Origin of the sequence: Moorena sp. SIOASIH, assembly GCF_010671925.1 — a bacterium.
GTDB lineage: Bacteria > Cyanobacteriota > Cyanobacteriia > Cyanobacteriales > Coleofasciculaceae > Moorena.
The window spans coordinates 807,550-829,277 of the sequence record NZ_JAAHIH010000004.1; the positions used below are offsets into that span (position 1 = coordinate 807,550).

The window sequence follows — 21,728 nt, forward strand, 5'->3', positions numbered from 1 at the left end:
CATGACGAATCATAAGACTGACTGGACCCCAATCATTAAGAAATTTGTGGCGATAGTAGGCAAAAATGGTGTGGTTCAACGTCGTGAAGAATTGTTGACCTATGAATGTGATGGTCTGGCCAGCTATCGCCAACGACCAGCGGTAGTAGTGCTACCACGCACTACCGAACAAGTCTCAGAGGTGCTTAAGATATGCGATCGCTATTCTATCCCTTGGGTGGCACGGGGGGCTGGCACAGGATTATCCGGTGGTGCTCTACCTATAGAAGATGGTGTGTTGATTGTCACTGCCCTAATGAAGGGTATCCTGGACATTGACCTGGAAAATCAGCGAATCGTAGTACAACCGGGCTTAATCAACAACTGGGTGACCCAAGCGGTAAGTGGTGCGGGTTTCTATTATGCCCCTGATCCCTCCAGTCAAATTATTTGTTCCATTGGTGGCAATGTGGCTGAGAACTCTGGTGGTGTCCATTGCCTAAAATATGGAGTGACCACTAATCACGTCATGGGATTAAAATTGGTTCTTCCGGACGGTTCAATCGTGGATGTAGGGGGATCAGTTCAAGAAATGCCTGGTTACGACCTAACCGGCTTATTTGTTGGTTCCGAAGGCACCTTGGGGATCGCTACAGAAATTACCCTGCGCATCCTCAAGAGACCAGAATCAATTTGTGTCCTCCTAGCGGACTTTACTAGCATTGAAGCGGCTGGTACTGCAGTGACTGACATTATTGGTGCTGGGATCATTCCTGCGGGCATGGAAATGATGGATAATCTCAGCATCAATGCGGTAGAGGACGTAGTGGCAACAGGTTGTTATCCGAGGGATGCTGGAGCAATATTGCTGGTAGAACTGGATGGCTTAAAGGTAGAAGTGGACACTAATAAACGGCGGGTTTCCCAACTGTGTCAACAGAATGGGGCAAGAAATATCACCACGGCTAGCGACGAAGAAACCCGCCTGAAATTATGGAAAGGTCGCAAGGCTGCTTTTGCTGCCGCAGGGAAGATTAGCCCCAATTATTTCGTCCAAGATGGGGTGATTCCTCGCACTGAGTTAGCCGGGGTTTTGAGGGAGATTGAGGCATTAAGCGAGAAATCTGGGTACACAATAGCCAACGTATTCCACGCCGGTGATGGAAATCTACACCCCCTAATCTTGTACGATGAAAAGGTGCCTGGGGCATTAGAAGAGGTAGAAAATGTTGGTGGCGAAATCCTCAAACTCTGTGTGAAAGCAGGGGGGAGTATATCTGGGGAACATGGGATTGGTGCGGATAAGAACTGTTTTATGCCAGATATGTTCACGTATACGGACTTGGAAACAATGAAATGGGTTAATCAGGTATTCAATCCCAAGGGTTTAGCCAATCCAGGCAAGGTATTTCCGACACCCCGGACTTGTGGAGAGGCAGCAAATGCCGGAAAAACAACGGAATTTGAGTCTATAGAGCGTTTTTAAACTAAGTTTAGTTCGACATGAGCCTTCGTTATCCAGAACTCAATCCCTTCGCGACCATTCAAAATTATCAATAAGGTGCGCGCCTCCTAGGCCGGGGAACCCGGCCTAGGGTCGCACCTTCAAAATTCAAAACTACCCCATAAATGAATTCAGGAGCCTGTATCCGGTCTCAGCAATTCAAAATTAGAAAGCTATACCTGTTTGAATTATTAATTTTGCCTTTTGAATTCAAAAATGGTTAGGGAGTAGCCAAAAAATAAAATACCAGTTTTTAGCTTGTAGGGTGGGCAAAAACAGTTTGTTTATTTTGATTATTCTAAATTATATTACTTTGCCCACCCTACTTTAATTGGTATTTTTTTGACACGCAAGTCCCTTAGGTTGAGATCAGGTCAATAAATTTCCTTTCCCTATTACCTTTTGCCTTTTGCCTTTTGCCTTTTGCCGTTCCCAGTCAGTCGCTGCTTTTCTTGCCAAGCCACAAAGCCAATTCCCCACAAAAAACTCAAACTGACCACTAATCCTGAAGGATTACCAAGACTTAGTAACAGCAATACCACAAAAAAACTACCAACTTGAGCTGTTTGCTGGAGTAGGGAATTCAATCCAGCTTTGGCTTCCTGCTCCAAAGTAATTTTGTTACGGCTTAACTTCATTCTAAAACCAACAAGGAAAATACCTCAACCGATTGAAAACTGTTATAATTAAAAGTTTGATGAGATTATAAATTAGTGAAATGTGCCCACAAACGACCAATTATGCGACCAGCAATCAGGATCCAGAGCAAAAAATTAGCGGCACCGATGATTAAACTGGCATAAAATTGGACACCAATGGTACTATCTAGACAAACACTAAAATCTAAGAAGGTGTTGGAGAGAATTAACTGCCCGATTAAACTAGGAATGTAGAGGATTACAAGCAGAGCGATCGCATCCTGAAAGCTCAGGTATACACTTCTCCACATATGCCCTAGTAAAGCTTTACCAAGCTTATCCACAGAAGTCCATATATTTTGCATCAGTTTCTTGGAAGCACAAATGTGATCTGGCCGGTTTTGACACTAAGCCAGTATTCATTTCCACCGAACCGAGATCCGGATGCTGATGTATGGTGGTTTGTTGAAGTTTGAGCGTGGTTTCCGCCCCAGTTGCTGATCTGACTCCCCATCTCCCCATTTCCCCATTTCCCCATCTCCCCACACTTACCATACTTCCCACACTTCCCACACTTCCCACACTCTATCTCCCCTTGCCCTACTCCCAACCCCAAGGCGGAGGTATCTCACCCAATAGAGAACTGTTATAAGGTATGATGACTCTGTTGCGGTTCGGTGTAGGCTGGATTAATCTAGAAGCATCATTTCCCGGTAGTCTAGATGTCTACTAAATCGAAAATTCATCCGAGATCTACCCAAGTCAGTGACTGGTCAATTGAGCAGTTGCCCGGATTAAGTATTCAAGATCAATCAAAACTCAAAGAATTGGGCATTACCACCACTAGGGAATTGCTCCAAAAAGCAAGCACTGGCCAAGCTAAACAAGCGCTAGCTAACCAGTTAAAGGTTAAGACTCAGTACGTCAATAAATGGGTCGCCCTAGCAGATTTAGCACGTATCCCTAGCATTGGCTGCCAATATTGTGGACTAGTGTTACATGCAGGAATATGCTCTTTAACCCAACTAGCTCAGACTCCCCCTCACCGCTTGCACCAAAATATTTTACGCCTACAGGTAGCAACCATGCAGCGCCGAGACCTTTGCCCTGGTGTTGATCAGGTGGCACGATGGACTAAACAAGCACGAGATTTAGTTGGTAATTGGTAATTGGTTGATTGTTAATTGTTATTTGGCATTTTCAATTTGCCATTTTTAGGCATTCCTTATCTATTCTTTAACCAACACTCCATTGAGGAAAATATCAGCAATGCCTTCTGCCATTTCTTGAATCTCTTTGGGGGAGGCATCTGAATCGAGAATGGTATTGTGACTGAAACCAGCAACGGCAAACATGCCCAAGAACACCTGAGCCAAAATCTTAGGGTTCATAGGGCGATAAATGCCTCGCTCAATGGCGGTTTCAAAAAAAGCTTCAGCCACATCCGTCATTTTAATAATCACTTCTGACTGAATGCGATCGCGCAATTCTGGGTGGAATTGGGCTTCCATAAAGCATACTCGCATCAGATCCGCATTCTCACCCATACGCATCATTCGCCGCCGCATCATCTGTGCTACTGCTTTATAGCTGCCCATTTCACTGAGTTCTGTGAGCAAATCTGTGAGAATTTCTATCCAACCCTGGGTGGCGACTTCAATCAGTATTGCCTTTTTGTTTTCAAAATGACGAAATAGGGTACCTTCAGCAACCCCAGCAGTACTGGCTAACTCCCTGGTGGTTGTCCCGTTATAACCTCGACTGGCAAACAAACGTCGTGCTGCTGTCAGGATACGTTGCCTGGTCTCTGTCTCTGACTGAGTTGGCTGATTTATTATTCCCATGGGTGTCAAAATGAAACTTGTAGCGCTATTACCCAAATTGTCCAACACTTCACCCCATAATTGTCAAATTTGAGACAGAGTTGGCTTGAGCTTCTAGTAGTAGGTGATGGTAATCATGCCTTGATTGTGACCAAAAATTTGGGTTTCAAGCTGGCCTTGGCCAAAAGGCCACACGGGGCGCGTTTGGCCACGCTACTTGAGGTGCCCATAAGCGGGCGACTTTTCCGGAATTTGTCAAGGGAAAGGTTTATAATACAATAAGTGTGTAGAAAGCGCACAGGTAGGATTCGTCGGTACTACCTGATTCAATAACGACAATTACGGGCAGGATGCCCGTTCCACGCAAAATGCTAGTACACGAGGCGCGAAAAACCTCGCCTGTGGGCTTGACCCGTGGCGAATTAAATTCGCCACGGGTCAAGGGCACCGCTAAAACGCATGGGTCTTAACGGATACCGAAAACCAGTAAAGTAGCAAATTCAAAATATATAACGTACCGTGGGGCACACGGGAACGAGGGAAGGGAGAAACAGTTATATTAGACACTCCTAGTACCTAGCGCTTAGGGAGATAAGCCCACTGGGATTAGTTAAGTTAGGCTTGATGCTTGGTTGCTGATTGAACGGGTATTTGGCTTGAATATTGCCTTTCAGGATAGCTAATTTTAAGGCGTGTCGTAGAACTAAGAATCCCCGTTCTTACTTCGGCGGGGAGTGTCAAACACTTGATGAAGAGACGCTAGCTTATTAGTTGTTAACCTCACGCCGCCTTTAGGCGGTACCACTACATCCCACCCTAGAAAGCGGTGGGGGTTGTGGGAGGGTTCTGTAAGTTCGTTACTGCCACCCTTGTATGACTAAAAAGAATGGATTGGTCGTGTTTCTCCAGCGTGTTACTGATCACTTAAGACCACTTCGGTGCTTATTCAAGAAAGGATCTATCAAGTCCCTATCGATTTTATCTTATCTGGGGGCAGCAATCCTAATCTGGGGAACATTCTCGACTATCGCATTAGCCCGTAATGAAACCCCAGCATCACCCTCAACCTCAATCCAACCCTATCTAGACCGGGTGATCCAACGGGTAACTGAGTTTACCCTGGATAATGGCATGAAGTTTATTGTCCTGGAAAACCACGAAGCACCAGTAGTTTCTATTCTTACCTATGCCGATGTTGGGGGTGTGGATGAACCGGATGGCAAAACCGGTGTGGCTCACTTCTTAGAACATTTAGCGTTTAAAGGTACCACCCGGATTGGTACTACCAACTATGAGGCAGAAAAAATTCTGCTGGACAAGTTGGACGAGTTGAAGAAAAAAATTAAAGAGTATCAAGCCACTGGGAATGAGGCAGAGGTGGCTAAGTTAAAGGAAGAGTTTGCCCAATTCGAAGCTGAGGCGGCTAAGTATGTCAAGCAGAACGAGTTGGGTCAGATTATTGAGCAATCAGGAGGCGTGGGCTTGAATGCGGCAACGTCTACGGATTATACGGTGTACTTCTACAGCTTACCATCGAACAAATTAGAGCTGTGGATGTCCCTAGAGTCGGAACGCTTCCTTGAGCCAGTATTTCGAGAATTTTATAAGGAACAAGAGGTAATCCTGGAAGAGCGTCGTCTGCGCACTGATAACTCTCCGATTGGTCAAATGATTGAGGCGTTCTTGGATACTGCCTATACCAAGCACCCTTATCGGCGTCCGGTCATTGGCTACAACAAAGACATTCGCAACCTCACTCGCCAAGATGTCCAGGAGTTTTTTGACACTTACTATAGTCCGAATAACTTAACTGTAGCTATTGCGGGAGATGTGGATCCAAAGCAGGTGAAACGGCTAGCTAAACTCTACTTTGGACGCTACAACCATCAAAGGGAAATCCCTCAAGTCACGACTGTAGAACCGCCACAGTCCGAAACCAAGGAAGTTACCTTGAAATTACCCTCCCAACCCTGGTACTTGGAAGGATACCATCGACCAGGGATTACCCATCCTGACCATGTGGTTTATGAAATTATGGGCAATTTGCTCAGTGATGGTCGAACCTCTCGCCTGTATAAGTCTCTGGTAGAAGGGAAACAAGTAGCCCTCTCGGCAGCAGGGTTTAGTGGCTTTCCTGGTGATAAATATCCTAATTTAATGTTGTTCTATGCCCTCACTGCACCAGGACACACGGTGGAAGAGGTGGCAAGTGCATTGGCAGAAGACATTGAAAAGCTCAAAACTGAACTAGTTTCACCACAAGAATTGGAACGGGTAAAAACTCAGGCAAGGGCTAGCCTCTTGCGATCGCTTGATTCCAATATGGGTATGGCCAGAAATTTGGCAACCTATGAGGTCAAAACGGGTGATTGGCGTAACTTGTTCAAGGAAATAGAAGATATAGAGGCAGTGAGTGCAGCAGACATTCAGCGGGTGGCTCAGGCAACCTTTCGACCAGAAAATCGCACGATTGGACGGATTTTGCCAAGTCAGTAGCTGAACGCTTCAAGGTTGTCGGTCAGAATGCAGAATGTAGAATGCAGAATGTAGAATTCCAAATTCGCGCATTATACATTCTACATTCTTAATTCAAAAATGTTGTTCGCCTTTGGCGAACAACTGGTTAACCTTCAACCTTCAACTGGTTAACCTTCAACCTTCAACCAGATAACCTTGGCCAATAGGCCACGCGATCGCGTTCAACCTGGTAACCAGCAACTACTGATCCAATTACCCATAACTAATGACCAATGACCAATCTAAAATCGAAAAGCCAAAATCCCAAATACCTGAAATGGATTGGGCTACTAGTGGTGACAATGCTAGTGGTAGTGCTTGTGTCTCGTCTACCAGCAACAGCTGATACCCCACGCCATTACGACGAATTAGAGTTTGACCCCTTACCACCAATTCAGCTACCAGACTACACTCGCTATCAGTTAGATAATGGGATGGTGGTCTATCTGATGGAAGACCATGAACTGCCTTTGGTGAGTGGTACAGCAATGATTCGCACCGGAGATCGCCTTGAGCCTGCTGACAAAATTGGCTTAGGGACTATGGCTGGGGAAGTGATGCGTACTGGGGGTACTACTGAACACTCAGGTAATGAGTTAAATGTGCTGTTAGAAGAAAAGGCAGCTTCGGTGGAAACTAGTATTGACACTAGTTCTGGCAGTGCGAGTTTTAGTGCTTTGAGCGAAGATTTGGACTTGGTCTTTGATTTGTTTGCTGAAGTTATTCAAAAGCCCGCCTTTGCACGAGCTAAGCTCGCCCTAGCTAAACAGCAATTAGCGGGACAAATTGCGCGCCGCAATGATGATCCCGGTGATATTGCTTCTCGTGAATTTAGGAAACTGATCTACGGTGACACTAGCCCCTATGCCCGCACGATAGAGTATGAGCATCTAGACAATATCTCTCGTGATGATTTAATCAGTTTCTCACAGAGGTATGTATATCCAGAAAATATGATACTGGGTATTGTGGGGGATTTTGACTCCGAAAAAATGCGATCGCTAATTGAGGAGAAATTTGGTAGCTGGAAATCTGCCTCTGCGCCAGCACAGCCAGAAGTGCCAGACGCATCCCAGGCTCAGTTAGGGGGTATATTTTTTGTGGATCAGCCTCAACTGACCCAAAGTAATATTCAAATGGGACATATCGGGGGCAAACTCAATAGCCCTGACTACGCCGCCCTTTCTGTTTTAAATGAGGTGATGAATGGATTTGGGGGCAGACTATTTAACGAAGTGCGATCGCGTCAAGGTCTAGCTTACTCGGTCTACGGGGTTTGGAGTGTTCGCTATGACTATCCGGGTTTGTTTATTGCTGGGGGACAAACTCGCTCTGAAACCACGGTACCCTTTATTAAATCCGTTCTAGATGAAATCCAGAAACTGCGCACTAGTCCGATTAGCTCAGAAGAATTGGCTAAGGCAAAAGAAAGCGTTCTCAACTCCTTTGTATTCAACTTCCAGAAGCCAGAGCAAACCCTATCTCGGCTGATGCGCTATGAATACTATGGCTACCCAGAGGATTTCATCTTCCGTTATCAAAAGGCAGTCACAGCTACTACCATTGAGGATGTACAGCGGGTTGCTGAAAACTATCTCAAACCTGACCAGATTGTTACCGTAGTTGTAGGCAATGCTTCCCAAATCGAACCAGCCCTGACTAGCCTTTCCCAGGAAGTCACCGTGTTAGATATTAAGATTCCAAAACCAAAAAACAGCTAGTGGATCAATGGCCAATTGTTAATGCTTAATGGTTAATTAAGAAAAAATCGATTAACCATTTGCCGATTACAATTTGCCATTTGCTATTCTCAATGCGTATTCTATTCCTACATCCCAATTTCCCTGCCCAGTTTCGCCACATAGCAACTGCTTTAGCTAAAGATAACCGCAACCAGGTTGTCTTTGGTACCAGGCGCAAGGAAGGGCAACTGCCTGGAGTGCTCAAAGCTCTTTACAATACCTCTAGGGAAGTACGTCCAGAAACTCACCACTATGTTAGACCCTTAGAAAATGCTGTACTTCAGGGTCAAGCCGTCTATCGCTTAGCCAATCAGCTCAAGGCTAAGGGATTTGTTCCTGATGTGGTCTATGGTCATTCGGGTTGGGGCCCAACGTTATTTATCAAAGACGCTTTCCCCCAAGCCAGATTACTGTGCTACTTCGAGTGGTTTTATCATGCCCATGGCACAGATGCTGATTTTGATCCATCCGAGCCCCTAAACGCTGACGATGAAGCCCGGATTCGGATGAAAAATGCCCCGATTTTATTAGACCTAGCCAGTTGCGATCGCGGATTGTCTCCCACTTACTGGCAGCGCCAGCAATTTCCAGCGGACTTCCACAACAGAATTACCGTGCGTCATGATGGGGTAGACACCGAGTTCTTTAAACCTAACCCAGGGGCAAAGTTAGTACTAAAACGGATAAACTTAGACTTGTCTGAGGTGGAAGAACTGGTTACCTATGTGGCACGGGGCATGGAACCTTATCGAGGTTTTCCCCAATTGATCGAAGCAATCGGTATCCTTCAGCAGCGACGTCCTAAGTGTCATGCTGTGATTGTTGGGGAAAATCGGGTGGCTTATGGTAAAACCCTACCGGATGGCAAAACTTACAAAGACTTGATGTTAGAAAAAGTCCCTCTTGAGCTAGACAGAGTCCACTTTACTGGTTTACTTCCTTACTCAGAATACTTACAAGTCCTTCAAGCTTCCTCTGTTCATATTTATCTCACCCGTCCTTTTGTTCTGTCTTGGTCGATGCTGGAATCCCTTTCTACAGGTTGTTTGGTAGTAGCGTCTGATACTCCCCCAGTGACAGAGGTGATTGAAGATGGGATTAATGGTTTGTTAGTAGACTTTTTCTCTCCAGAAGAAATTGCCGATCGGGTTGAGGAAGCTCTCGACCACCCAGAACAGATGGCCGCTATTCGCGCTAAGGCCAGGGAAACTATTCAACAGGGTTATGATTTAAATCAGTTGTTATCCCAGCATTTGCAGTGGATAAGAGAAAGTGGGTTGAACGCGATTGCGTGGCCAATAGGCCAAGGTTGAAGGTTGAAGGTTAGAAGGTTGAAAGTTGAAGGTTAGAAGGTTGAAGGTTAGAAGGTTGAAGGTTGTTCGCCTTTGGCGTTCCGTGTAGGGTAGGTTAAAGCTTTAAACTCAACACTCAACAATCAACGCAATATTGAGAGGAAATTATATATTATAGTAATCCTATCTGATTCGTAAAATAAATGGGCTGTTTTAAGGCAGGAGGCAGAAGGCAGAAAGCAGATGAGATAGGAGTTGTAGGTAGGGCTTGCTGATTAACTCTCAAAGCATTGACAGATAAAGTTTTTAGCCTTTTTGGGTCTACAAAAGTGCCAGCTTTTCGGTCCAAAAAGCTCAAAAAGTGGCTCTTCGGTACTTGTTATGCTAAATAAACACTGGCTCTTCGTTTATGAACCATGACTGATATCCAGACAGGAGAACCATAAACATCATAGCTGAATAAACAGTTACGATGTTTATGGTTCCCTAAAAGTCACCCTTTTTTAAGGGAAGGGTTATCTAATCATATACGTTGTATCGCTTGTTACCCAAATTGACAGACTCTCGCTTGATGTTTCTCTGTTTTTTATTGGGACTTTTGGAATAATACTTATTGCGTGACGGGTGTGCCATTCCAGGTAACCTTGGGGTCGCGATCACAAAGACTAATGTCAGCTTGCCAACGGGAGGGGAAATCTGGGTCGATGAACCTGATTTCAAATCTGCCCCAGTGGTAAGTGGGTCTTCCATCAGCTCCCTCTCTATAGGTATCACAACACACTGATGAAGAATCCTGTACCCAATAGCCACTGTATGAACCTCGGTCAGTGTACACTCCTGCTAAACCGTCGATAAAGATCACTCCATCTTTATCGTAGTGCCAGATAGCGGTGTTGTTGCGGTCTTGATGATATACCACATTGTATTCTGCGGTTGTCCAAACCTCGTCCGCTAGAACTTGCTGGCATGTGAGTATGCAAGTCAACAAGGCTAAGGTTGAGATTACAATAAAATAATACTTTTTCATTGTTCGGTAACTTGGTTTAACTGAAAGTGTTGGCAGAGCAAGGGCACAACATTATCAAACCACCGCAGTTGCGCTACTACTTGTGGCATGATCTTATTGTCCAATGCGTGTTTAATCTGTTTATTCTCGTCTACGGTAAGAATTGTAACTAACAGGACTTACGCAAAGACACTAGATATGGAGTATTGTGGAATCAGACTAAACTCATAATTAAAGAAGGTTGTTGAAGCTCCCTCGGTCAAATACTCCGATCAGCCCTGATACTTAAGTTTATAAACACTAAACCCAGTCAAATAAGCTAGTTTGTTCAAAAAATTCCACACCAAAATGGCACAAGCAATAGGTGGTTTCTTTGAATTCGAGATTAGCTTGCTTGGGTCGTAAGTCCTGCAGTAAATGTGTATTTAATCATACCAGCTTACTCATGTCAACCCCTCTAATTGATATATATTAGAGAGGGTGACATGTTGATATATATTATCAGGGGTGACATGAGCCCTGAAAAGCTTAGTATATAAGGCTTTGATGCCAGTTCTCTTAGCAAAGATAAACTGGTAAATTGACCCCAAAAATGATTTAATGGCAAGCTCAAACCCTTATAACTATGTCCAAGGTCAGGCCAAAACAGCATGTATCTTTTAGGTGCGACCCGTGGCGAATTTAATTCGCCAAGGTCAAGGTAACCGATTAAGTAACAGTTCGGCTGAACGTACTACCTAGTAAGGATTTTAGCTTGCATGTCACCCCCTAAGGTATATTAGACCTCTCTTGGCCAAAAGGCCACGCTACGCGAATGGTCAGGCTGCTCGGGAGCTTGTCATAGTTGCAGAACAGATCAACTATGACCATAACAGCAAGCTAAAACCCCTGTGAGGGCTATACATTTAGTACAAATGTTCTATATAAGTGACATGCTTCCCCCTGATCGCCATAGGCGGTGCCCGAAGCAATTGCACTTCTGGGGAAAGCTTAGGCAGTCTTGAGAGACCCAAGTTAGTCTAAACTCCAGTTTTTTACCACAAATCGCTCTAATTTGCAATCCATCAGGCTTCTGGCTTGCTTGTTACCCCGTCAGTTAACAGGATAAATACTCTCAACGACCCAGCTTCTGCCGCACACGAGCTACAAACATATCGACTTCTGGTAACTTTAACTGAGTTGCTAACAAACCAAACACACCTAAGCCTACCAATCCAGCTAAACTCAATTGCAGCAACTTTACCCAAATAATACTGGTTTCTAATACTTGCTCACACCCCCAACTGACTCCCCAACTTGCGGCACCAGCTACTACACTACTCACAGCTAAACCTAGAATTGGGAACATCCACTCTTGCCAAGGTAAGCCATTGAGCCTGCGGTTTAATATCCATAACAGCACTACCATGGAAAAGGCATTGACACCAATGGTGGCAAATACAATACCAGGTGTGCCAAAGGTATCGATTAGAAAGTAATCTAGTACAGCATTGAGAAGAATATTAATTACACTCAGACGAAAGGGTGTCTGTCCATCTCCTAAACCATAAAATACCCGCACTAGCACATCCCGTCCCAAGTAGACAAACATGCCCATCCCATAAGCCATGAGCACTGATGCTACTAACCGAGAGGCATTAGCATCAAAGGCTTGACGCTGATACACTACCTGCACTATGGGCATGGCTAAGGTCACCATCAATGCACTTAAAGGTAACATTGTCAAGGCAGTGAGCAGAATTCCCTGGCGAATCCGTTGCTTGAGTTCTGGCCAATTTTCGGGAGCGGCTAGTCGGGAAAATACCGGCAGTAGAGGGACTAGAATGACATTGGAGATAATGCCTAGAGGCGTATTTACTAAAAGATTGGCATAGTTTAAGCTAGCAGCAGCAGCATCGGCTTGGGGCAGAAAGGAGGCAAAGAATAAGTCGGTGTAGACATTAATATGCAGCATCCCAGAGGAAAAGGTGGCTGGAGCCATGACCTGCATCACGTCTTTGACTCCAGGGATACCCCAGTTAAATCGTAGGCGTATTTTACCTAAGCCACTGCGCCACTGAGCGATTTGCTGCACTACCCATTGAAGAGTTGCTCCAACAAGGGTACCCCCAGCTAAGACAATCCCACCGATCATCGCAAATTCGGGATTACTAATTTGTTTGCCCAACTGTAGGGCTAATATTCCTAAGCCAACAATGACGGTAATGCTGGAAAATAAGGGACTGACGGCAGGTAGCCAGTATTGATCGCTAGCATTGAGGGTACCAAAGCCAATGCCAATTAATCCGGCTAGCACTGCCATGGGTGCCATAATCTGTAATTGCCGGATTGCGATCGCTCTAACTTGTAACCCTTCTGGAGTATCCTGAAACCCTGGTGCTAGAACATCAATTAAGACCGGAGCAAATAGCACCAGAGCAATGGTTACCAATAACAGGATGCAAGCTACTAAAGTAGTTACTGTTTCCACCAGCCGTGGGGCTTCTGATTTATCTCGTTTAGCAAGGACACTAACTAAGGCGCTATGAAACGGTCCGTTAATGCCACCGAGGAGGATTAATAAAAAGCCAGGGATAACGTAAGCATAGCTGTAGGCGTTGATAACCGGACCAACTCCAAAGGCTGCTGCCATCGCTTGTTGGCGGACTAAGCCAAATACTTTACTAATAATGGTGGCTACTGCGACAATCCCGGCAATGCCAGCTAGGGAACGAGTGGTTTTCTGGTTTTCAGACACAAATCGTTAATAAAATTAATAGTTAACGTGCTTATTTTAAGGGATCCCTTGTTGTTGACCCTTGACAGTTGACGGTTGCTAGGGTGTAGCAGCTAGTGTGGTTTTATCTAAGTGCCTTTCAGGGTGTTATCACCCTAGTAAAAAGGTTTGTTATTCCTTTAGATTAAACCATGACTACAGAATTTTTTTATGCTAATTTACCCCTTTTAGAAAACTTCATCGATATTACTGACTCTCGGAATTTTAAATCGGTTCCCAGGGATTGGTATGTGGTGATTAGCGATATTATTGGTTCGACTCAAGCTATCGAATCAGGACGCTACAAAGAGGTTAACCTGTTAGGAGCCTGCTCCATTGTCGCTGTTTTAAATATAGCAGGTAATTTAGACATTCCTTTTGTGTTTGGGGGAGATGGAGCAACTCTGTTGATTCCTCCTTCTCTGTTTGCCCCTGCTCGGGAAGCCTTATTAGCCACTAGTAAGCTAGCCAGGGGAGAATTTGGGATGGAATTGCGGGTGGGTGCAGTACCTATGTCTGATGTAAGAGTAAATGATTATGATGTTAAATTAGCGAAGCTTAAGGTATCTGAAAACTATTATCAGGCTATATTTACTGGAGATGGTTTGAGTTATGCTACTGAATTGATTAAACATCCAAATACTAGTAACCTCTACCTTTACCAAAACCCTACTAATAATGCTAAAGCTGATTTTTCTAATTTAGAGTGTCGCTGGAAAGACATTCCTAGTAAATATGGTGAAACGCTCAGCTTGATTGTGAAAGCAACGTCTAAGCAAGGAGATTTAGCTAATTTAACTTATCGAAAACTTATTGATAAAATTGACAGTATTTATGGAAGTGAAGAGCTTTTAAATCCAGTTGATGAAAACTATTTAAATCTAGGGTTTAGTTATCAAAACTTAAGTGCTGAAACTCGGCTGTGCGCCCAATCGAGTAAGCTGAGCCATAGGATGCTCTATTTTTTTAAAATCTGGTTTGAGAATCTCTTGGGCTGGTTGTTTATCAGGTTGAAGGTGAAATTTCCAGATGGAGACTGGGGAGCCTATAAACGAAATGCGATCGCAGCAACGGATTACAGAAAGTTTGATGATATGTTGCGCATGGTGATTGCTGGCAATGAAGCACAACGAAAACAATTAACAGACTATTTAGAAAAGAATTATAAACAAGGTAAGTTAGTGTATGGTCTGCATATTTCAGACCGAGCACTGATGACCTGTCTGGTATTTGAGCGCCATGGACGCCAAGTACATTTTGTGGATGGTGCAGACGGAGGCTACGCGGTAGCTGCCAAGGATATGAAGGATAGACTTAAGGAGAATGCTACTGATAGCAAATCCGCTTTTAGAACACCCGTTAATCCAGACGACTAGTAGGAGAATCCTATAGCTATAGCGCAGGGCTATAGCTGATAGCATGATAATATAGCAATCCGTGTAGGAATTGTGATAATTTTTGTTCCCTGTTCCCTACTCCCTACTCCCTACTCCCTGTTCCCAGATCCGCTGTTCCCTGTTCCCTTTGCTATAGCGAATAATTGGGAGCATCCCATTTTGGAAAAAAGAAAGGAATAGGTACTCATTTAATTCGCGATTATAAATCGCGAATTAAATGAGTAGAGAGCTGGACTACATGTACCCTGGCATAATAGAGAGGTAGATGTTCATACCCTTTGATCATGACCAGAGACGAACGGGAAGAACTGGAAGCTTGTTTAAAACGAGCCAGTGAGATCCTTTATAACAATACTGACACGGATAGTTTGGAAAACCTAGCAGATATCGAAATTGCAGTTAGAGAGCAGGTTCTAGAACACGTCAGTCCCAAAATTGCCCTTTTTTTATCACCAAAAAGACCCAAACCCGACGAGGAAAAATCCGAACCCTAAAAAGCTGCTTGGGAAAACTGAAGATTACGAAAAAACAAGCAGATGCTTTAGGGATAGAAGCCTATACACGCCATAGTCCTCTGCTGGAAAAATGCTGTCTCCTCTTAAGTGCCAATGAATCTTATCAAAATGCAGAGAGTGACTTGTATCTGTTAACTGGGCTAAAAGTCGGTCACTCCACTCATCATTGGCCAAAGGCCACGCTACGGGAACGCAAAGTGAACCAAATTGACCTACCACTTCCTGATCTAAAACTTGGGTTATCCGAGATAAGTGTTGATGGGGGGAAAATTCGTCTGAGGACAAAAGCTTGCTTGAGAACCGACTTTTTGGCAAGAATACAAAACAGCCCGTTTACAAGGGATTTATTACGGAGCCTTCTTTCAAGATCACCTATCTTTAACGGATTGGATAAATAGTCAAACATTAACCTCGCCCTTGTACTGCTTAGGAGATGGACATGATGGAATCTGGAACATATTTGCTGAAATTGGAGAGACTAAGGATAGGATTGAAATCTTGGACTGGTATCACCTAACCGAAAACCTGCATAAAATAGAAACGAAAAAATCCATCAAAGAACAGTTAGAGGCTTACTTGTGGATGGGACAGGTATCCGAGGCTCGGAAGTTGTTGAAGTCGGTTCAGCCCGTGGGAGGAACGAACTTTCTTAGCTATCTTAACAAGCACCGTCAAAGGTTAATCAATTATCAATGGTTTCAACGGGAACAAATTTGTTCAATTGGCAGCGGAGCTGTGGAATCAGCCGTCAAACAAATAAGCCACCGTGTTAAACTAACTGGAGCCCAGTGGCTAAGAGAAAATGTGGCTAATATCTTACAACTTCGTTGTGCTTATTTGAACGGTCAGCTAGCTATTTAAGCACTTAAAAATCCTTGGGGGTCCAATTCGCGAGTTATAATCGCGAATATATTTTGATGGAGATTTAGATAAATGGGCAGAAGAGTTTCCAGTAAGTCACCACAAGATAAACTAGAGAGAATAACTCGTTTACAGACGGCAATTGCTAGTCTCGAAACCTACAAAAATTTCTTCGAGGGTCAAGGAGAACTCGCCCCGTCAGGTGTCTGGGTAGCGCGTTATCAAGTTCGACAGCCCCAAAAAGCCTACTGGTATTACAAATTACAAGCCAGTTCACCCTCCTTCACAACCACAGGTAAAGCGCCCAAGTTAAGTAAATATAAGCATTTGGGGAAGGCTGGAAGTGAAGCCCATGTTGCCGGGGTGATGGCTGTAGCCAGAAGAACCATAGTTTCCGAATTACAAAAAACGATTGATTCTCTTAAAAATAGCTTATTAGATATTTCTTTCGACTCCGAGCAAGAAGATATCTAAGTCGGGATATTATTCGCGATTAATAATCGCGAATAAGTTTTCTCTTTTTTCCAAAATGGGATGCTCCCGAATAATTACACTGGCTCAATAGTAACGTCTTCATAGTCGGGATGTCTAATAATAAAGCATTTTGCGCCAATAGTGATTTGGGCAATCTGGGATGAAAGCTTACACAATCCATCCCTGACTTCTGGATTTGGACAGTGAATGATTAAGCTGTCAGTAGCAGTAACCCACTCTAGCTTACAGAGTTGAGTTAGAGGAATTTCTGTCTTAATTTGGCTTAGTCCTTGACTCAGTTGTTTAAATTTCTGTAGCCATTGGGACTCTTGCAAGTTTTTCTCTAGCTTGCTTTTCAATGGGTCTTCTTCTTGATTAGTCATGATACCATGATAAGATTTGTTATTGTGTCAACAGTTAGCAGTCAGCTGTCAGCCGTGAGCTAAAAGCTCACGCTACTTGAGGTGCCGTCAGCTTATTTTATTCAAAATTCAGGTAATGTGGCACAGGCTTCTAGCGTGGCACAGGCTTCGACGCTGTGACCTAACCAATAAGCTGATAGCTGATAGCTGATAGCTGATGGCTGATAGCTGATAGCTGATACCTGATAGTTGATAGCTGATAGCTTACATTATTGTGATCTCCTCAATTCTCCTGGAATAATTCAGCAACTTTCCCCCTGAAACCCTCAACGCTGAGCGGTAATTTGCTTATAAGCTGTTTCAAGATTATCTTTGTATAATCCTTGGAATTTATAATTCTTATAAGCAGCAGGGATTTGGGAATAGTTGGCAAGCACTTGTTCTTGAGTCAGAGAATTTTCTTTCCAAGTTAATGCCAATTGTTCCAGTTGATCCAAGTAAGTCTTTAAGGTGTCTAAGCCACTGCTATCAGTAATCGGACCATGGCCAGGTAAGAGACGCGCATCGGGATAGTTTGCCCTTAGCTCAGATAAAGTACTCTGCCATTTGCGAATATTACCATCCCCAGTGTATGGAAATCGCTGATTGAACAATATATCACCGGTAAACATAATTTTGGCATCGGGAACATAGGCCACAATATCTGTTCCCCCAGAATGCCCTTCTACTTCTTCAATTTCTACGGTGCGATCGCCTAACCAAATCTTACTCTCACTATTAACTATTACGTTGGGTGGAGTGGGATTGGGGTCGTATTGTTTGTTACGATCTTCCATGAATTCTCGAATGGGTCCCCGCCCAATGATGGGGATACCTTTAGCTTCGGCAGCGGAATTACCACCAGTGTGGTCAAAGTGATAATGACTGTTGAGAACGTACTTGATGGGTTTATCGGTTAAGTCTTCAACAGTTGAGAAGAGTAAGTTAGCTAGTGCTTCATTCTGAAATGGATCAATTACCAATACTCCATCGCTACCAATCACAATCCCAGCATTACAAATTGCTGCGTTAGGGTCTTGGGCGGGAAAGTCTGTACTAGCGATTAGTCCGTAAATTCCAGATCCTAATTTTTCTAGGGTTAATCCTGCTGTTTCCAGGGTGAGGTTACCGGATGTTGGTGATTGGCTTTGGGAGTGAGATTGGCAGCTAATCACTCCAAAGATTGTGAGTAGGGTGGCTAGACCTAAGATTAAGCACCGACGCAATGTGTTCATTAGTTATTGGTCATTGGTGGTCTTTTGTTATTTTATAGCAGTTCTTAATTGGGTGAAGAGCACAATGGGTCGAGATTCGGGAATCGGGAATCGGGAGTCGGGAATCGGGAATCGGGAATCGGGAGTCGGGAGTCGGAAGTCGGGAAAAGCGGGAAATGGGGAGAATTATCCCGGCATTGTGTATTTTGATACATAGGTTCTACTAATCAGCAGCGACCGGAAAATGCGATCGCTTAATGGCATCAATCGTTTAGTCCGAGATCTGAGGTTGTACTGATCAGTAGCGATCGGAAAATGCGATCGCTTAATGGCATGATTAATAGTTAGCTTCCTAAACTCCTCATTTGTTAACGCACTACTGCTCCTGATCCAACCAAACCGCTAAATCCGTTGCTGTCTTAAAATCCAACAAGGCTTCACTCAATTCCTCCAATCGAGTAATCGATAATCCCTCAATCCGCTGTTGGAGCACAGGGTCAAGTAAACCTAACCTCAGGGTTAGCAAACGCATCACAATTAATACCGCTTCCTCCTGCTTGCCGCGCTGGCGTCCCTTTTGGATAATATCTTGATAGGTAACTGATTCTTCCATAATTTCCTCGGATAACAATCGACGGACTAAATCTTTCTCAAACCGCAAACCAGCCAGTACATCCACACAGGCCGCTAGGTTTCCCCGTAATGGTTTTTCTTCAATTCTATCCACTTCGGCAACCACTTGCTCCAACAATAGATTAGGCCGATTACTCCTAGCTAAAGTTGCCAAGGGTAACAAAGCCCGATTGGCCAACAGTGGTTGAGGGTCTTGCTCCCAAAGACGAATTATTCTATAACGGTGCCAGGTATTAATATCTCTAAACTCGTTATTGAATACCAGATTTGAGGTCGTAGACTTGAGAAAAATTACCACCTGCGTGTGGGGGACATCGGTACTTGCGGTGTAGTCTGACCCAATAGTCCAACATCCGAAATGGTAATGGTGGCTCGGATGGGGGTAGGGTTTGAAATTCTAGGTGCAGAATTTGGTTAGTGCTTTGCAGTAGACTCAGAGCATCAGCTTGAATTGGTTCAGCACTTAATTCGGTGTCTTGATGCAGTCGCTCATGGGGGAAACCCCCAAGACCGCGCTGCATCGCTTTTAAGTACCTGAATATCGCGAGGTTCTTCACCCAATAGCCAATGAAAAAACTCCGATGGGTATTCGTTACGGTCGATGCCTGGTATTACCCAGGGCACCTCCGCTTCAGAACTGGGCGTGCAACTTTCATCGCACCCAGCTCCTGAGTATCCTCAACCTTTCGGTTTACCTTTCGGTTTGCTCCAATGGATTTCTTGGTGGCAGCTTTGGTGTACAGCTAATAAGTTCTTTTGCTTCCAATTGTCGTGGTTTCCATCTACATGATGAAGGTGTACAGATTCGTCGCTTAGGAACTTGTGTCCACAGTGTCCACAGGAATGGTTCTGCTTTTTCAAAGCTTTTGCTGTAAGGTTGTCATATAGTACTGAATTCCTTTGACTCCAGTATATTAAGTCTCCGTCATATGGAGACTTAGTTCCTTTGACATTTACGTGCTGGTTTTGTTCATACCCCACGACTGGGAATCCCTTTTCGCATAGTTTCTTAGCTTTGTACCGACTTACTTTCTTTTCCTTTCGGAATTTTCGGTGAGCGGTGTTGCTCATAAACCATAGAGAATCTCGTGAGCTGCTCATGTCGCAACTTTTGTGGTAATTCCTCCACCCTCTCACGATAGGTGCTAGCTTTTTTGCTTTTACTTCAGCGCCATAATTCGAGCTGTTGACTACGGCTTTGATTTTCTTACGTATGTTCCGGTGATTTTCCTCTGAGGGAGTGCATCGGAATTTACCGTTTTTCTGGACGCGGAATCTCCACCCCAGGAGACGAAACCTTAGAATAAAGAAGCCTTAATTAATAATTTTTAACCCTTTTTTGCATAGTCTGTCCCCTGTAAAGGCTTCTTTATTCTTACGGTAACTTCATAGGAAGTCAAACCCGTCTGTCGTTTTGGTTAACTTGGTCTTCTCAAGATTTACTTCCAGACCGCGTTGGGAAAGGAAACTTTTAACTTTTTCTAACACCTTTTCAGCGTTGTCTTTTGGCTTTAGTATAATAATCATGTCGTCTGCATATCTGATGCTTCTGACACCTTTATTTACCTCTTCTATTCCATCTAGTGCGATATTGGCGCTTTTGTGGACTGACCACACCTCCTTGGGGCGTGCCTTGCTCTGGGAATTCCAGATTGATGCCTGCTTTTAGACATCTGAATATCCCCATCTTCAGACCCGCAGGGGCTAGCAATCTATCCATAATGGAGCTGTGGGATATGCGGTCAAAACACTTCTTGATGTCTAGTTCAATTACTCTTTTGTTGATGCCGTTCTTGTTTGAGCATAGGTTTAAAAACAGAATTTTTTGTGCGTCTTGGGCACATCTGCCAGTCCTAAACCCGTAGCTGAAGGCACTGAACGTCGCTTCATGGGCGGGTTCTAGAGCGTATTTTGCTAGACACTGCCATGCTCTATCAGCGATTGTAGGCACTTTTAGCACTCTTATTTTCCCATTCTTTTTAGGGATTGGGATTTCACGAAGTCGATTATGTTTCCAGTCGTGGCCGTAATCGTTCAATGCTTGAGCCAGTTCCATTCGCTGTCTGTAATTGAGACTTGACCGGCCATCAATTCCAGGGGTACGTTTACCCTGATTGAGCTGTGTCACTTGACGGACAGCCAGTAGTTGTGCTGAGCGGGACTTCAGAATCAGTTTTTGTAAAGACCGTGCTTTCCTCAAGTCACCATCTCGAACTGCTTTATACACTCTCCTCTGTAGGCGGAAAAGATTCCGGCGGAGTTGTTTCCACTTTTGGCTTTTCCATAGGTCACTATATCTATTTGACATGTGTCTACCCGTGCTCTCCATTAGTTTTGTGTACTCTGGATACCCGCCATCAGTTTTACGATGGCATCCTACCCGACAGTGGGGATTAAGTTTGGCATAACTTACCGGGGTTCGACTACGTCCGGGACCCATTTTTGCTGTCGTTTTTACTTGTTCCGTCTATCAGATTGTTTTGACGATTTAGGGCAGTCCGGAGATGAAACCTTAGAATAGTGGAGCCTTACTACAAAATTTTTAACCCTTTTTCCCATAACCCTCTAACTATAAAGGCTCCACTATTCTTGCGGTAACTTCTAACCAGTTTGCCTATCCTCTTCTCGGAGATTACGACTGTCGCAAAAAAAACGCCGTGAGAATAGAAAGGATAAAGTCGCACATTTTTGTTCAGATTGTGGCTTTACTTTCAGACACTTTTCTAGGACTTGTTTACCCTTGTCGTCTCCCCATTAGCGGCAGTGTGGCTAATCTGTTTTACCTCTGATTCCGCCCTGTTGCCAGCTTCACTCCATAAGTTGCCGCTTATTCGGTGTGGCCAAGGTAGGGAGTCACTTATCTCCTAAAGGGGTGGGTTTTCACCACCATCCGAAAGACAGTTAGAATTCGGGATTGTCCCGCGAATTCCCCTAGTTATACCCCTCCTTTTTCAGGAGGCTCCTCCTAGGAACAAGC

At 44.2% G+C, this 21,728-nt stretch carries 20 protein-coding genes and 3 pseudogenes; 9 read left to right on the forward strand and 14 right to left on the reverse strand.

What is annotated here, in order from left to right:
- The first annotated feature begins 1 nt into the window (after position 1).
- Positions 2-1,465 (forward strand): glycolate oxidase subunit GlcD, encoded by a 1,464-nt coding sequence (gene glcD, locus F6J90_RS24770; protein WP_293099510.1) that lies wholly within the window; start codon positions 2-4, stop codon positions 1,463-1,465.
- A 413-nt stretch (positions 1,466-1,878) separates the two neighbouring features.
- Here the strand turns inward: glcD and F6J90_RS24775 are convergent, their stop codons facing one another.
- From F6J90_RS24775 to F6J90_RS24785, 3 genes are all read right to left on the reverse strand, one after another.
- Positions 1,879-2,121 carry a hypothetical protein gene (locus F6J90_RS24775; protein WP_293099512.1) on the reverse strand — a complete coding sequence of 81 codons (243 nt, stop codon included), beginning with the start codon at positions 2,119-2,121 and terminating at the stop codon, positions 1,879-1,881.
- Between the two features lie 65 nt (positions 2,122-2,186).
- Complete coding sequence (locus F6J90_RS24780) at positions 2,187-2,432, reverse strand: hypothetical protein (RefSeq protein WP_293099515.1); 246 nt, start codon at positions 2,430-2,432, stop codon at positions 2,187-2,189.
- A gap of 25 nt (positions 2,433-2,457) precedes the next feature.
- On the reverse strand, positions 2,458-2,703 hold the full coding sequence (locus F6J90_RS24785; RefSeq protein WP_293099517.1) for a hypothetical protein: 246 nt from the start codon (positions 2,701-2,703) through the stop codon (positions 2,458-2,460).
- Positions 2,704-2,843: 140 nt separating this feature from the next.
- On the opposite strand from F6J90_RS24785, the gene F6J90_RS24790 reads away from it, so the two are divergent.
- Positions 2,844-3,290 (forward strand): DUF4332 domain-containing protein, encoded by a 447-nt coding sequence (locus tag F6J90_RS24790; RefSeq protein ID WP_293099520.1) that lies wholly within the window; start codon positions 2,844-2,846, stop codon positions 3,288-3,290.
- A 60-nt stretch (positions 3,291-3,350) separates the two neighbouring features.
- On the opposite strand, the gene F6J90_RS24795 is transcribed toward F6J90_RS24790, so the two are convergent.
- Entirely contained in the window at positions 3,351-3,965 is a 615-nt protein-coding gene (locus tag F6J90_RS24795; RefSeq protein ID WP_293100755.1) for a TetR/AcrR family transcriptional regulator, read from the reverse strand.
- An 852-nt stretch (positions 3,966-4,817) separates the two neighbouring features.
- Here F6J90_RS24795 and F6J90_RS24800 point away from each other — a divergent pair.
- The 3 genes from F6J90_RS24800 (at position 4,818) to F6J90_RS24810 (ending at position 9,516) form a co-directional block, all read left to right on the forward strand.
- Positions 4,818-6,440, forward strand: coding sequence for a pitrilysin family protein (locus F6J90_RS24800; RefSeq protein ID WP_293099523.1), 1,623 nt, complete (start codon positions 4,818-4,820; stop codon positions 6,438-6,440).
- Positions 6,441-6,694: 254 nt separating this feature from the next.
- Entirely contained in the window at positions 6,695-8,182 is a 1,488-nt protein-coding gene (locus F6J90_RS24805; RefSeq protein WP_293099526.1) for a pitrilysin family protein, read from the forward strand.
- A gap of 92 nt (positions 8,183-8,274) precedes the next feature.
- On the forward strand, positions 8,275-9,516 hold the full coding sequence (locus F6J90_RS24810; RefSeq protein WP_293099528.1) for a glycosyltransferase family 4 protein: 1,242 nt from the start codon (positions 8,275-8,277) through the stop codon (positions 9,514-9,516).
- A gap of 589 nt (positions 9,517-10,105) precedes the next feature.
- On the opposite strand, the gene F6J90_RS24815 is transcribed toward F6J90_RS24810, so the two are convergent.
- Positions 10,106-10,522: a hypothetical protein gene (locus tag F6J90_RS24815; protein ID WP_293099531.1), complete on the reverse strand. Its 417-nt coding sequence runs from the start codon at positions 10,520-10,522 to the stop codon at positions 10,106-10,108.
- Between the two features lie 1,093 nt (positions 10,523-11,615).
- A complete protein-coding gene (gene murJ, locus F6J90_RS24820) occupies positions 11,616-13,238 on the reverse strand; it encodes a murein biosynthesis integral membrane protein MurJ (RefSeq protein ID WP_293099534.1) in 1,623 nt (540 codons plus the stop codon).
- Positions 13,239-13,408: 170 nt separating this feature from the next.
- Here murJ and F6J90_RS24825 point away from each other — a divergent pair, with 170 nt between their 5' ends.
- The 4 genes and pseudogenes from F6J90_RS24825 (at position 13,409) to F6J90_RS24840 (ending at position 16,503) form a co-directional block, all read left to right on the forward strand.
- A complete protein-coding gene (locus tag F6J90_RS24825; protein WP_293099536.1) occupies positions 13,409-14,632 on the forward strand; it encodes a DUF3095 domain-containing protein in 1,224 nt (407 codons plus the stop codon).
- A 72-nt stretch (positions 14,633-14,704) separates the two neighbouring features.
- Complete coding sequence (locus F6J90_RS24830) at positions 14,705-14,833, forward strand: hypothetical protein (protein WP_293099539.1); 129 nt, start codon at positions 14,705-14,707, stop codon at positions 14,831-14,833.
- Positions 14,834-14,937: 104 nt separating this feature from the next.
- Positions 14,938-16,029 (forward strand): annotated as a pseudogene (locus F6J90_RS24835) (ISKra4 family transposase).
- 72 nt (positions 16,030-16,101) lie between these two features.
- A complete protein-coding gene (locus F6J90_RS24840; protein WP_293099542.1) occupies positions 16,102-16,503 on the forward strand; it encodes a transposase in 402 nt (133 codons plus the stop codon).
- 74 nt (positions 16,504-16,577) lie between these two features.
- On the opposite strand, the gene F6J90_RS24845 is transcribed toward F6J90_RS24840, so the two are convergent.
- The 8 genes and pseudogenes from F6J90_RS24845 to F6J90_RS24870 form a co-directional block, all read right to left on the reverse strand.
- Complete coding sequence (locus tag F6J90_RS24845; RefSeq protein WP_293099545.1) at positions 16,578-16,886, reverse strand: hypothetical protein; 309 nt, start codon at positions 16,884-16,886, stop codon at positions 16,578-16,580.
- Positions 16,887-17,191: 305 nt separating this feature from the next.
- Entirely contained in the window at positions 17,192-18,139 is a 948-nt protein-coding gene (locus tag F6J90_RS24850; RefSeq protein ID WP_293099548.1) for an MBL fold metallo-hydrolase, read from the reverse strand.
- A 44-nt stretch (positions 18,140-18,183) separates the two neighbouring features.
- A complete protein-coding gene (locus F6J90_RS24855) occupies positions 18,184-18,333 on the reverse strand; it encodes a hypothetical protein (protein WP_293099551.1) in 150 nt (49 codons plus the stop codon).
- 161 nt (positions 18,334-18,494) lie between these two features.
- Positions 18,495-19,375: pseudogene (locus tag F6J90_RS24860) on the reverse strand (DUF4351 domain-containing protein).
- A 54-nt stretch (positions 19,376-19,429) separates the two neighbouring features.
- Positions 19,430-19,822, reverse strand: a complete 393-nt coding sequence (locus F6J90_RS43720; RefSeq protein WP_366513745.1) for an HNH endonuclease — start codon at positions 19,820-19,822, stop codon at positions 19,430-19,432.
- A gap of 12 nt (positions 19,823-19,834) precedes the next feature.
- Positions 19,835-20,056: pseudogene (locus F6J90_RS43725) on the reverse strand (group II intron maturase-specific domain-containing protein); the annotation flags it as partial.
- 81 nt (positions 20,057-20,137) lie between these two features.
- Entirely contained in the window at positions 20,138-20,368 is a 231-nt protein-coding gene (locus F6J90_RS43730) for a reverse transcriptase domain-containing protein (RefSeq protein WP_366513746.1), read from the reverse strand.
- Positions 20,310-21,059, reverse strand: a complete 750-nt coding sequence (locus F6J90_RS24870; RefSeq protein ID WP_366513747.1) for a reverse transcriptase N-terminal domain-containing protein — start codon at positions 21,057-21,059, stop codon at positions 20,310-20,312. The genes F6J90_RS43730 and F6J90_RS24870 overlap by 59 nt, the downstream gene beginning before the upstream one ends.
- Positions 21,060-21,728: the final 669 nt, after the last annotated feature.